At 44.6% G+C, this 13,777-nt stretch carries 10 protein-coding genes and 1 pseudogene; 1 reads left to right on the top strand and 10 read right to left on the bottom strand.

Going from position 1 to position 13,777, the window contains the following annotated elements; translation table 11 throughout:
• The first annotated feature begins 93 nt into the window (after positions 1-93).
• Positions 94-933: an STAS domain-containing protein gene (locus FOF60_RS09500; RefSeq protein WP_192471256.1), complete on the top strand. Its 840-nt coding sequence runs from the start codon at positions 94-96 to the stop codon at positions 931-933.
• Between the two features lie 91 nt (positions 934-1,024).
• Here FOF60_RS09500 and FOF60_RS09495 read toward each other — a convergent pair whose 3' ends face one another.
• The 10 genes and pseudogenes from FOF60_RS09495 to FOF60_RS09450 all read right to left on the bottom strand — a co-directional run bounded on the left by FOF60_RS09495 (position 1,025) and on the right by FOF60_RS09450 (position 13,774).
• Complete coding sequence (locus FOF60_RS09495) at positions 1,025-4,207, bottom strand: DEAD/DEAH box helicase (protein ID WP_192471255.1); 3,183 nt, start codon at positions 4,205-4,207, stop codon at positions 1,025-1,027.
• A 147-nt stretch (positions 4,208-4,354) separates the two neighbouring features.
• On the bottom strand, positions 4,355-4,681 hold the full coding sequence (locus FOF60_RS09490) for an ArsR/SmtB family transcription factor (protein ID WP_192471254.1): 327 nt from the start codon (positions 4,679-4,681) through the stop codon (positions 4,355-4,357).
• Between the two features lies 1 nt (position 4,682).
• Positions 4,683-5,096: an SRPBCC family protein gene (locus tag FOF60_RS09485; protein WP_192471253.1), complete on the bottom strand. Its 414-nt coding sequence runs from the start codon at positions 5,094-5,096 to the stop codon at positions 4,683-4,685.
• A gap of 122 nt (positions 5,097-5,218) precedes the next feature.
• Positions 5,219-6,826: a ribonuclease J gene (locus tag FOF60_RS09480; protein ID WP_192471408.1), complete on the bottom strand. Its 1,608-nt coding sequence runs from the start codon at positions 6,824-6,826 to the stop codon at positions 5,219-5,221.
• 445 nt (positions 6,827-7,271) lie between these two features.
• A pseudogene (locus FOF60_RS09475) lies at positions 7,272-8,430 on the bottom strand (homogentisate 1,2-dioxygenase).
• A 15-nt stretch (positions 8,431-8,445) separates the two neighbouring features.
• Positions 8,446-9,369 (bottom strand): fumarylacetoacetate hydrolase family protein, encoded by a 924-nt coding sequence (locus FOF60_RS09470; protein ID WP_192471252.1) that lies wholly within the window; start codon positions 9,367-9,369, stop codon positions 8,446-8,448.
• A gap of 8 nt (positions 9,370-9,377) precedes the next feature.
• Complete coding sequence (locus FOF60_RS09465) at positions 9,378-9,989, bottom strand: flavin reductase family protein (RefSeq protein ID WP_192471251.1); 612 nt, start codon at positions 9,987-9,989, stop codon at positions 9,378-9,380.
• A gap of 3 nt (positions 9,990-9,992) precedes the next feature.
• Positions 9,993-11,084: a histidinol-phosphate transaminase gene (hisC, locus tag FOF60_RS09460; RefSeq protein ID WP_225650042.1), complete on the bottom strand. Its 1,092-nt coding sequence runs from the start codon at positions 11,082-11,084 to the stop codon at positions 9,993-9,995.
• Between the two features lie 70 nt (positions 11,085-11,154).
• The gene (gene hppD, locus FOF60_RS09455) at positions 11,155-12,270 is read right to left on the bottom strand and encodes a 4-hydroxyphenylpyruvate dioxygenase (protein ID WP_192471249.1); all 1,116 of its coding nucleotides are present in this window, start codon (positions 12,268-12,270) and stop codon (positions 11,155-11,157) included.
• A 127-nt stretch (positions 12,271-12,397) separates the two neighbouring features.
• Positions 12,398-13,774, bottom strand: a complete 1,377-nt coding sequence (locus FOF60_RS09450; RefSeq protein ID WP_192471248.1) for a dihydrolipoamide acetyltransferase family protein — start codon at positions 13,772-13,774, stop codon at positions 12,398-12,400.
• Between the last annotated feature and the right edge of the window lie 3 nt (positions 13,775-13,777).

Raw genomic sequence — 13,777 nt, 5'->3', positions numbered from 1 at the left:
TCTCATTGTTTGTTACAGTTAAATTAAGGAGACTTAACACTATCTCGATGTTGTTAAATAAATTTAAGTAATTAGCTGGGGAGTGTACACAAAATGGAATCAACTTTTAACCAAAGAGATGAAGTGACCGATTTCATTCAATCCAATAGGGAACTTTTCGAACAACACTTATTATCAGAAGCGGTGAATGTCGCTTCGAAGATTAATGAGATTCTCCAAAAAGGAAATATCGACCTTTTAAAGAACGCAGAAAAGTTAATTGTCTACATAGTGGAGCAGCAGGAAGACAATCTGGTTGCTTTTGCTGAACAAGAAGGAATCGCCTGGGCAGAACATTCGTTGACTGTGGCATTCAAGCTGGAATGGATTCAGGCCATTCGCCGAACTTTGTGGCACTTCCTAAACAAATATGATCAAACGTACAATCGATTTACAGACCGCGAGGAATTCTTCCAGCTCGAGAAAAGGATCAATGACCGAGTTGACCAATTCCTGAATACCTTCTTCCTGACTTATACAAAGTACAAAGATGAACTGCTTAACTCACAAAGGAAATTGGTTGAACACTTATCCGTCCCGATTATCCCAGTCAGCAGTTCGGTTGCTGTACTTCCTCTAATCGGTATGATGGATGACTACAGGATGCAGATTATCGAAGAGAAGGTACTGATGGATATTTCAAAGCTGAAAGTCCAAACATTAATTATGGATCTTTCAGGAATTGCAGACATGGAAATGAACGTCATCTCCCATTTCCAAAAAGTATTGAGCGGCGTATCGATGATGGGTTCAAACGCAGTCATTACAGGAATGCGTCCTGATCTTGTAAGAAAAATGATACATTCAGGAATCACTTTTGATCAAAAAGCAGAGACCAAAGGTACGTTACAGCAAACATTGAGATCCTATCTGGATAGCGAAAATACGAAATAAAACAGTAAAAGCCCCTAGTCAATTCTAGGGGCTTACCTGTTGGCTATTATGCAAGCTGGGCTCTTCGTTATCCTGTTTAACTCAACTAAAGCTAAATCTGCAGAATTTCGCGGATATCTTCTTCTGTCAGCGAAGCCGAGCTTTTTTCTTCAATTATTTCTTCGATCATGTTCCGCTTTTTATCCTGGAGCTCGTTCATCTTTTCTTCAATTGTACCTCTGGCGATCAATTTGATGACCTGGACTTTATTCTTCTGTCCCATTCGGTGGGCGCGGTCCGCGGCCTGCTCCTCTACGGCTGGATTCCACCATAAATCATAAAGGATGACTGTGTCAGCTCCGGTAAGATTCAAGCCTGTGCCCCCAGCTTTCAAGGAAATCAGGAAAAAGTCCCGTTCTCCAGCATTAAACTTTTCGCACGTTTCCACTCGCTCTTCAGGAGGTGTCTGTCCGTCCAGATAAAAGAACGGAATTCCCTCATATGCCAATTCCCTGCCAATCAAGTCGAGCATTTTCGTGAACTGTGAGAATATGAGAACTCTTCTTCCAGCAAACCTGGATTCCTCAATGATTTGTTTCAGCTGCTCCAGCTTTGCTGAGTCGCCTTTGTATCCGTCTACGAACAAAGCAGGATGGCAGCAAATTTGCCTTAATCGTGTCAGGCCAGCCAGAATTTTGATCCGGTTCTTCCTGATCGTATTTTTATCCAGCTGTTTCAGCGTTTGATGGCGAAGTTTTGCCAGATACGCAGCATAAAGCTTCTTCTGTTCAGGCAGCAATTCAACTCTATCGATTGATTCAATTTTTTCCGGCAGCTCCCCAAGCACTTCTTCTTTTACCCTTCGCAGTAAAAATGGCCGGATTCTGCGGGCGATGGTCTTGCTTGTCAGATTGCTGTATTCCTTCAATCCCTGGAATAACTCTGGAAACACTACCCGGAAAATAGACCATAACTCCTCTATGGAGTTTTCAATCGGCGTGCCAGTCAACGCGAACCGGTGGTCAGCCTGTATGTTCATCACTGCTTTTGCCGTTTGAGTCAGCGGATTTTTAAAAGCCTGTGCTTCATCGAAAAAGACAGTGTGAAATTTGATTTTTTCGTACAGATGAATATCCCTGCGCAGAAGCATATAAGAGGTGATGACCACATCAATGCCCGAAACATCCTTAAGCAGTTTGGAGCGCTCTGCTTTATTGCCGTCGATGATGACTGCCTGGATTTCAGGAGTAAATTTCATGAATTCACTGAGCCAGTTATAGACAAGTGAAGATGGACAGACAATCAGGACAGGCTTTCGGTTCTTCTTTATACTGGAAAGCTCCGATGCAATATAGGCGATGCTTTGCAGTGTTTTACCAAGTCCCATATCATCTGCCAGGATGCCGCCAAACCCGTAACCTGCGAGAGTTTTCATCCATTGGTAACCCTGTTTCTGGTATTCACGCAAGATTGGATCCAGATTATCGGGGACCTCAAATTTTACTTTTCCAGGAGTGCTTATTTCATCCAGAAAAGTGCGGAACGAATCTTCTAATCTTAGAACGGATCCATCCCCGAATGATTCCAGCATTTGCATCCCCCGGACAATAGGAACATTCAACCCTTTCTCCAAATCTTCATCCTGGATTGGCCCTGCCTTTAAGAAACGCTGGATTTCCTCCCATTCCCTCGTTTCAAGGGACATAAGTGCACCACTTCGCAAACGATAATACTTACGCTTTTCCTCAAGTGCTTCGAGGATGTCCCGGATCTGCTTTTCAGGAATCCCATCCATTTCAAACTTGAATTCAAGCCAGTTTGTCCGCTCTTTTTTCACCTTTACACGTATTTGCGGCCGGGCAGGCTCCCTGAAAATACGACTTCTGACAGCTGTAGTAGCATATACGTGAACAAGCTTTTGCAGCTTCGGCAAGGTGTGATATAAAAATTCATATTCCAGCTCTTCGTTATGCAAAAAATAACCGCCATCCGTTTTTGCAAATGAACCTTCATCAAGCAACTCCAGAATCAGATCCTCCTTTTCCATGTCCCTGATTAGCAGAGAATTCACTTTAGGTTCCCTGTTCTCAAGCGGATTGAAAACGATTTTTCCATACTGGAACTCGATCCCTGCGAGTAACCGGTTATTCACGCGATCAAGATACAGCTTTGCGGTCAACGGTTCTGATAAGAATTGTTTCGTTATATCGCCGTCAATTTGAACCTCCCCAATCCGGCGGAGGCCTGGTACGACTTTTTCGACAAAGAAACCCATTTGATCCTGTAAAATCGGTATGCTATTCGTTCTTGATTGGGCAAGCATATTTTTCAGTTCAAATAATCTGCTGCAATCCTCGGTACTGAGCTGGATTAACTGAGCTTTCGACCAAACGAGGTCATATTTATGAAGTACGATCAGGTCAGAGATTCCGGCAATTTTTAGCGAATAGTCTTTCTCCGTAACTTTTTCAAAATTGAACAATAGCGGAAGACGATCGGTGGAAACAGAAAACAGCCCGGTAACTTGGCCATCCTCTTTCAACTTAACATCCGGTGCCTGTTCCAACAGCGGCAATAGCTGATGCCAAAAGGATGGCGGAATGATGATGACAGAGGAGTCATGATCGCTATTGACCTTTAATTCTGAGTCCTGGACGATTTGGATAAGTATATTAATGATTGAGTCAATATCATTATGAAAACAATGAAGCTCGGGATCATAGGTGAATAAATTAGATAGCGATGCTGACTGCCGATTCGCTACACTCATCAGGAATCCGGGAACATCCTCGATTTCAATTGGGCCAATACTCATCGAAACTCCAAGCATCATTTGCTGATCACTTGTTTCAACCGGCTCGATCTTGAATATCGTATTCAAGGGCTTCCTTGTTTCAAAATGGAGCTGGTGGCCGCTTGTTCTTCGTGGTCCTTCACTGAAAATGGTCAGCAGCCCTTCAGCCAGCTCACTTCCTGGATGATCAAAATTCTTAAGTGCATTTGATGACCCATGCTTTTGCTCATCCAAAATCGCCAGCAGGACCGCGGCTACATGCTGGCATTCATGTTTGACAGAAGCAAGCTTGGGACAAGTGCACTCCGTTGTGAAACGGCCGTCACCGGTTTTGGTGACAATGACGTGGAATACATCCGCGCCTGTAACTGTTGCATTCAGCCGTTTATCATTGCAGTCTTTGAATTCTACTTTATCCGCACGGTAAAACGCATCCCCCCGCTTGAAGGAAACAGTGCCGCATAATTCCTTGATGACTTTTAAGTTTAGTTTGAGATCCATGGCCTGCTCCCTCCCCGAGATGCGGTAATCGATAATTATTAGTGTAGACCTTATCTCCTCATTTGTTAAGCAGGAATGCAAAAAGCATGGAGAATTCTCCATGCTCGAAGTTTTAAAATGGAAGTAAGCTTCCAGAACATCCGGAACTTAGTCATCATCCGATTCCACAAAATTTTTCAATGCTGAGAGTTTGTTATCCCAATATATCTCGAAAAACGAAAGCCATTCCTGCAATTCCTGAAGCGGTTCTGGCTGTAATGAATAGCGAGTTTCACGTCCAATTTTTTTACTGGTTACCAAACCTGCTTCAGATAGCACAAATAAGTGTTTGTTTACTGCCGTCCTGGTAATCGGAAATTCTTCAGTTATGGACGCAACAGGCATCTCCTTGTCTGCGAGCAGCTTCAGTATTTTCCGGCGAGTAGGGTCTGCAACAGCCTGGAAAACATCATGTTTTGCATGTGAAGCTGACATATTAGCCCTCGATGTAGGCTGGAAGTGCTTCGTTAACGATTTTGTCCCAACCATTATCCATGATTCCCTGGATAACACTATGAGGCTGACCCAACTCAGTGACCTTATCCGGATCCCAACCAGAGTGGATTAACGTGAACTCAGTCTTTCCCTCCAACTCCTTCAGTTCGAATAGTAGGTGCCAATCCCTCCCCCAATCAAAGCCCAGACGATTTGGCGGTTCCAATTCGGTTACCTTACATGGTGAATCTCCAAAAGGACCTGCGTGGAGAATGAACTCTTTGCCAAGCTCCGGTTCAAATGTGTTCGGCATCCACCAGGCAGCGATCCCTTCTGATGTTGCGACTGCTTTCCATACTTTTTCGATTGGTGCATTTAGAATGATTGTTTTGCGGATTTCTCTTTGTGTATCCATGTTTTACCCTCCATTGGTTAAATAACACTATTTGGTGTCACTTCCTTAATATATGACACCTTATAGTGTCATGTCAACAGAATGGACCAGGCACTAAGTGTAGTACCTGGTCCACTATAACATTAAATTTCAATTATAATCGGCAAGATCATCGGCCTTCTTCTTGTTTTTTGGAAGATGTGCTGGCCGACTGCTTTTTTAATTCCCTGCTTAATGACATTCCAGCGATGTACATTGTCTTCTTGAAGTTCGGTTACTGTTTTTGTCACAAGATTGTTTACATCTCTCATAAGGTCCTCTGAGTTTTTCACAAAAACAAACCCTCGTGAGATTGTATCTGGCCCAGAAATGATTTTACGTTCAGCTTTGCTTAAAGTCAGGACAATGACAAGCATTCCATCCTCGGATAGCTGCTTTCTGTCCCTGAGCACAATCTCGCCCACATCTCCGACACTTACGCCATCAACATACGTATCACCTGCAGGAACATTTCGTGTCTGGCGCGCTTCGCCATTTTCTATGTCAACGATATCACCATTTTTAACGATAAATGTATTTCCTTTTTCGACACCAACAGATTCCGCCAGCAAGCGGTGGTGATGCAGCATCCTGTATTCCCCATGAATTGGGATGAAATACTTAGGCTGCATCAAAGTCAGCATCAGCTTGAGATCTTCCTGGTAGCCATGGCCGGAAACATGCATGCCGGTAGTGCTGCCAGAGCCGTAAATGACTTTTGCGCCGAGCTTGAACAAATTATCAATGATCTTGGAAACATCCTTTTCATTTCCGGGAATTGGGGATGCCGCCATGATGACGGTATCTCCTGGATATACCGAGACATCGCGATAATTTCCTGTTGAGAGGCGGGAAAGCGCGGCCATCGGCTCTCCCTGGCTGCCCGTGCACAGGATGGCAACCTTATGTGGGTCCAGTTGGTCGACTACATTCGGTTGTATCAGCATTCCTTCAGGAACATTCAAGTACCCTCTTTCGATCGCCACATCGACTACATTGACCATACTCCTGCCAAGCAGCGCAAGCTTCCTGTCTGTCTTGATTGCTGCCTCAACGACCTGCTGAACCCGGTTCACGTTAGAGGCAAAAGTTGATACAAAGATTTTCCCTTCTGCTTTCATGAAGGCTTCTTCAAGATGGCTGGCCACCATTCTTTCTGATGGCGTCAAACCAGTGCGCTCTGCGTTCGTGCTCTCTGATAACAGAGCAAGCACACCGTCCGTTCCAATTTTCGCCATCTTATGAATCTCAGATTGTTCATCATTAGCCGGCGTCAGGTCGAATTTGAAGTCTCCCGTATGAACAACATTCCCCTCAGGTGTATGGAATACAATTCCTAAACAATCCGGGATGCTGTGACTCACTTTGAAAAAAGAAACCTTCACCTTGCCGAAATCCAATACTGAATCTGAATTGATTTTATTCAGCTCTGTCCCTCTCAGCAGTTTGTGCTCACTGAGTTTCAGTTCAATTAATCCGAGAGTGAAATTTGTTGCATATACTGGCGCTTTCAGCTTTTTGAAGAAATAAGGGACTCCGCCGATATGGTCTTCGTGTCCATGAGTTACAATCAACCCTCTGATTTTGTCTCTGTTTTCTTCAAGGTAGGTCATTTCCGGGATAATCAAATCGATTCCCAATAAACTCTCATCAGGAAACTTCCCTCCGCAGTCAATCACAAAAATATCGTCCTCATATTGGACAACATACATGTTTTTTCCGATTTCATTGATGCCGCCCAAGGCGAATATAGATAAAGTCACGTCATATCCTCCTAATCCGTAATCGATTTTGTTAGTATTGCCGATTTTGGTTTGGATTATTTTGCAATGAGTTTACCCTTATAATGTTTAGGAATTCCTCAAAACTAAACGTTTTTGCATTTTTTTAATATTTTTCACTTGTTTTTAAATGACTGAAGATCGTGCTGCTCATGTTTTTCGCCCAGATTATTAGAGAATTCCATTAGTATATTTTGCGAAAAAATTTTATTCGCAAAAACCATATGTTTATTCGCAAAAAAATGATTTTATTCGCAAAATCTAAAATTTTATTCGCAAAAATACGATTTTATTCGCAAACTGGAAAAAATGCATGTTTTTTCCAGTTGCTGAACAAAAAAACCAACCCGCTCTTTAGCGAATTGGTCTTATTTCCTTATTTCTCGATCCAGGTATACATATACTGGTCGTCTTCGATATCCTTGGCTTTTTTTACCGTTTTCAACGGCCGGAATGTATCGATCATGACGGCAAGCTCCAACGTTTCTTTTTTGCCGATGCTTGCTTCTGTCTTGCCCGGATGCGGTCCGTGCGGGATTCCGCTTGGATGCAATGTGATCGATCCTTCCTTGATTCCCTTGCGGCTCATGAAGTTTCCTTCTACATAGTACAGCAGTTCATCGCTGTTTACGTTACTGTGGTAATATGGTGCCGGAATCGCTTCAGGATGATAATCGTAAAGCCTTGGCACGAAGGAACATACCACATAATTATGGCCCTCGAATGTCTGATGGACAGGCGGCGGCTGATGGATTCGGCCGGTGATTGGCTCGAAGTCCTCGATATTGAATGCCCACGGATACAAATAGCCATCCCAGCCGACAACATCAAGCGGGTGGTGGTTCAACACGTGACGATGCAGATGGCCGCGCGTCTTGGTAATCACCTCATGCTCCCCTTTTTCAGAGAAGGTTTCCAGCGTTTCCGGCCCGCGGATGTCACGTTCACAGAATGGACTGTGCTCGAGAAGCTGCCCATATTCATTGCGGTAACGTCGAGGAGTGGTAATCTGGCTGAACGATTCAACAATCAATGCCTTTGTCTGCTCAGAATCATCTGGAACAACCCTGTACATCGTGCCGATTGGGATCACGACATAATCACCAGGACGATAGTTTATCGTTCCAAACATCGTTTCCACCTTGCCGGATCCATGATGGAAAAAGAACATTTCATCTCCATCACCATTGCGGTAAAATTGCTTCATCGTTTCAGTGATATTCGCGAATCCAATTAGGAGGTCGTCATTACCGAGGATATATTCCCTTCCACTTAGAGCATCCCCAGTTTTCGTAATCTGGTCGGTCAGGAAGTGCCGATGGTTCAATGATTCCTGCTCTTCATATTCAGGCATGTAGCTGCCGATCAATTCACTTTTTACTACCTCTGTCGGCATATGGTGATGATAAAGGATTGACTGTGTGCCGGAAAACCCTTTGGTTCCCATTACCTGCTCGCGAAAAAGCGAACCGTCTTCCTTTTTAAAAATGGATATGCCTTTTCTTTGGGATTTCTCCCAGCTGACGGTAATACATTGATACACCTTCTTTCTAGTCTTCGATTATTTTATTTTTCAAAACACCAAGTCCTTCAATCTCAAGTTCTACTTCATCACCGGGCTCCAGCCAACGGTGGACATCTGTACCCAGTTCCAGGATACAGCCTGTTCCAACTGTGCCTGAGCCGATTACCTCTCCCGGGTACAGGGTCGTCCCCGCGGAAGCACGCTCAATCATCTCGCCGAAGGAGTAATAAAGATTCTTCACATTGCCACTTGAAAGTTCCCGTCCGTTCACCCTTGCTGTCATCTGAAGGTCATAGCCTTTCTCCGCCTTGATGGAATCTAGCTCATCCTTTGTGACCAGATATGGACCAATTGAAGTCGCGAAATCCTTGCCCTTCGCCGGTCCAAGGCCTACTTTCATTTCGTGACGCTGCAGATCGCGGGCACTCCAGTCATTCATGATAAAAAATCCGAATATATGCTGTTCTGCATCCTCAGCCTTGATATTCCGGCCTTCCTTGCCGATGACACAAGCGATTTCCAATTCATAATCGAGCCACTCGCATGCTTGCGGACGCCTGATTTCATCTTCTGGTCCTTTGATGGCAAGATGGTTGGTAAAATAGAACACCGGGATCTCATACCATTCAGGAATCATTTCCAGCCCCCGGTTCTCCCTTGCTGTTTTTACATGCTGCTCGAATGCGTAAAAATCACGTACACTCTTAGGATTTGGGAGCGGCGCGTTCAAGGTTACTTCAGTCAGCGGATAAGAACCATTCCCTGTCTCAATCAAGCCTTTATTTTCTTGGATATACTCCATGAATGCAGCATGGTTTTCGATGAATGCAAGCATATTGTCAGGCAATGTCCCATTCGATGCTTCATGCATATCAACTGCCATATTGCTGGAGTTGATCCAGCCAGCTCTCACTGTTCCGTCTTTTTTCGTAAAAGTAATGAATTTCATGTGATCACCTATTTTCTTTGCAGTTCAAAGGTTTTGGCCAGGGGCAGAGTATAAGTTGCGCCTGCCAGCCTGCCAACCGGATTTAGCTTCTCAGAATTAATGCGGCCATTTTCATAAAGATCATCTTCAACATGGACATGAACAACTTTGCCAATGACAAGGCTGCCAGCTCCAGCTTCTTCCCCGCCAAAGTGCAGGACCTGATCGAGAATACACTCAAGATGGACCTTGGACTCTTTGACTCGTGAAGGTCTAACTGCAACACTGTCAACCTTGGTCAGTCCGGAAGCCTCGAATTCATCGACATCTGACGCGAATTCCGTCGCACAGTCATTCATCTGCTGGACGAACTCCTCACTGACAATATTGATGACGAACTCCTTTGTGCTTTCAATATTTTTCAGGGTATCTTTCTTCGCGCCGTCAGTCCCTCTTCTCATTGGCGAAAAGCAGACCATCATCGGGTTTGAGCTGATGACGGTAAAAAAACTGAATGGAGCCAGATTGGCGTTCCCGTTTTCATCCTGGCTGGAAACAAAGGCAATGGGCCGCGGCAGGACTGAGCCTTGCAAGAGCTTGTATGCGTCTCTCCATTCAAGTTGATCTGTTTTGATTTCCAAGGCTTACACCGCCCTTTCATGAAAAAGCTGGCTGACGACTTGCAAAATGAACTCATGGTCTTCATGTGTGCCGAGAGTGATCCGGAATGCTTCCTTGTACCCTGGCAGGTGCATCTGCCTGACAAGCACACCATTTTCCGTCAGCTTCTGAATAACCGGTCTATTCGTGAAAGCAAACAAAAAATTGGATTGCGATGGAAAACTATCAATCTCCAACTCTTTGAACTTCGCACTCAGGAATGCTCTTTCTGCACTATTTTTAGCTGCACAGTCTTTCACGAAATCCTGGTCCTCTATAGCAGCCATTGCTGCTTCCTGTGCAAGCTGGTTCACATTGAAGACGTCCCTGACTTTATGAAGCTCCGTCGCGATATCTTCATGCATGATGCCATAGCCGACTCGCAGACTGGCAAGGCCATAGATTTTCGAAAAAGTTCTGAGGATGACGATGTTTTGATATTGATCAAGCAATGTCATCGTATCCAGGAATTCATCAGAATCTGTGTATTCAAAATAAGCTTCATCCATGATGATCAGCACATTTGAAGGCACATTGTCGATAAAAGAAAGCAAATCTTGCTTGGCGACAATCGTCCCGGTTGGGTTGTTCGGGTTGCAAACGAATACCATTTTAGTTTTTTCGTTGATGGCTTCCTGCATTTTTTTAAGATCATGCCTGCCGTCGATCATCGGTACAGTGACAGCTCTGCCGCCTTCGATCACCACATTCGTTTTATAGCGAGGGAAAGTAACCTCTGCCATGACCGCTTCATCATTTTTACCAATGTATGCTCTTGTCAAAAGACGAATGATTTCCTCTGAACCGTTTGATACAAGAAATTGCTTTTGGTCCAATTTATAATAGGTGGAAAGCTTCTCAACGATTCCTGAGGTCAATCCGTCCGGATAGAATGCCAGATTAGATGAAGCCTGCATGATTGCTTCTCTGACTTTTGGCGAAGTGCCATACACATTTTCATTATCCGAAAGCTTCCTTACTTTAGTAAGTCCATACTGTTCTTTAATCTCCTCAATTGTCTGTCCGAGGGCGTATGGTGTGATTCCTTCGAGTTCTGCTCTTGCTCTTACATTCATGTTCATCCCCCCATTTCACAGTCGCACTTACAACGAAAAGGGAGCGTTTCGCCCCCTTCACTCCCTGCTATTAAAGGTTGCCGCGTCGTTCCTGTTCACGCTCGATTGATTCGAATAGAGCCTTGAAGTTTCCTTCACCAAAACCTCTTGCACCTTTGCGCTGGATGATTTCAATGAATAGCGTTGGACGGTCTACGACTGGCTTCGTGAAGATCTGCAGCAGATAACCTTCATCGTCACGGTCTACTAAAATGCTAAGCTCTTTTAGCTTATCGATTTCTTCATCAATTTCGCCAACACGCTCTGACAGCATTTCATAGTAAGAATCCGGTGTGTTCAGGAATTCAACACCATTTTCACGCAGTTGTGCTACTGTGCTGACAATATCCTCTGTCAAAATCGCTAGATGCTGAACGCCAGGTCCGTTGTAGAACTCCAAGTATTCCTGGATCTGCGACTTGCGCTTGCCTTCTGCCGGCTCGTTAATCGGGAATTTGATGCGGCCGCCATTGTGCATTACTTTAGACATCAACGCTGAATACTCAGTAACGATATCCTTATCAGTGAAATGCTTCATTTCCTTGAAGCCCATAACATTGGCATAATAGTTAACCCATTCTTCCATTCTCTCAACATTGCCGACAACATGGTCAATCCCGATGAAACCAGCGTCATTCACAGGGACTGTTGTTTCGTGTTCAACAAACCCTGGCATGAACAAGCCTTTGTAATTTTTTCTTTCAACAAGTGTATGGATGGTGTCACCATATGTACCGATGACCGCCTTTTTTAACGTACCGTTTTCATCAGAAACTTCATGCGGCGGCTGGATTTCAATTGCTCCCCGCTTAACCGCTCCCTCATACGCCTTCTCAACATCATCAACAGCAAGCGCAATGTCCTTGACGCCATCGCCGTGAGTCTTGACAAACTGGGCTACACGAGATGAATCATTGTACGTTCCAGTCACAACAAGACGGATCTTTCGCTGCTGCAGGACATAGGATGTTGTTTCGCGATTCCCTGTTTCAAGGCCGGAATAGGCAACTACCTTAAAGCCAAAAGCCGTCTGGAAAAAGTGAGATGCCTGCTTGGCATTCCCTACATAAAGCTCTAAATAATCAACATCCTGTACCGGAAAAAAGTCCTCTGTATTTTGGCCAGATACCATTACTTTCTCTTGCATTGTAAAACCTCCTGAAAGAATATTTATAATATTTAAAATTATTTTATAGTAATTATCCCAGCCCTCTCAAGAGCGTGATGTAAAGCTATGATGCTTTTGTGTGGTAAAGTATCTATTCTTGAAACTGTTACATCAATTCCAATAGCATCATTTTCGGGTTCTCAATCAACTGTGCGAAACGGTTTGTAAAAGCAACAGCCGTTGCCCCGTCTGCGACTCTGTGGTCAAATGCCATTGACAGATTCATGATAGACCGGATGGCAATTTCATCTTGATCTGTGACAACTGGCCGTTTCTTTGTTTTATGGAAGGAAACAAGCGCTGTCTGCGGGTGCTGGATGATTGGTGTAGCACCAATGCTGCCGCCCAGTGGACCCACATTGCTGATCGTGAATGTTCCGCCTGATATATCCTTTACCGTAAGCTTGTCATCAAGGGCGAGCTTTGTCAGACGCTTCATTTCACTATGGATATTCTTTAAATTCTTCTGCTCAACATTCCTGATTACCGGCACGATCAGGCCTTCTGGAGTGTCCACGGCAATTCCGATATGATGTTCACGCAACAGCTGGATATTTTCATTTTCTTCATCGAGCTTTGCATTAAAGACCGGAAATTCTTTCAACGCAATCGAAAGGACTTTAATGAAAAATGCCGTTGCAGATATAGAGTTACCGGAAGCCTTGATCTCTTCCCTTAAAGCAATCAACTCGCTGACATCAATTTCTTCAAAATGAGTACAGTGAGGGATGGTATACATGGATTGGACCATCTTTTTTGCAATCTGCTTGCGGCGGCCGCGGAATGGCAATATATCCAGATGGACACCTTCGCTTCGAGCAGCAACCTGTTCTTCGGAACCTGCTTCTGAAACATTCGGAGCCTGCAGTTCGGAAGCATGTTTTGAAACCATCGGAACCTCTTGTTCGGAAGCTAGTTGCGAAACGTTCGGAACCTGCTGTTCGGAACCACCTTCCGAATGGCTCGCAGCCCCTTGCTCTCTTAAATGAACAAAGGCAAGTATATCTTCTTCGGTAATCCGGCCTGCTGGTCCAGTCCCTTTGACCTCCATAATATTGACGCCGTGTTCCCGGGCAACTTTCCTGGTATAAGGAGAAGCAAGGATCTGTCCCAGTCGCGCACTAACACCTACAGGCACCTTACTAGCAGTTGGTCTGTCCAAAACAGCTACCGCAGCCTCGGCAGGTTCGGCTGCTGCTTTTCCAGCATCAACTACCTTCTGGGACTCAACAGGCTTACCTGCACTGGTACTGTCCTCCATGATCAGTAAAGTTGTTCCTACCTTTACCGTTTGCCCTGGAGTTAACAGCAGTTCTTTAATTACACCTGATCGGGGAGCGGGAATCTCTGCGGTCATTTTGTCTGTCTGGACTTCAACCAATGGATCATCTGCCTTGACGAAATCCCCTGGCTTCACCAGGTAACAATTGATGTCCGCTTCGGTCATGCCTTCCCCAATGTCGTGGAGCTTTACTTCAACCATCGG

The organism is Mesobacillus jeotgali, assembly GCF_014856545.2.
Lineage (GTDB): Bacteria > Bacillota > Bacilli > Bacillales > Cytobacillaceae > Mesobacillus.
Note: the sequence above shows the minus strand (reverse complement) of the source record. Positions and strands in the feature narration are given on the sequence as shown.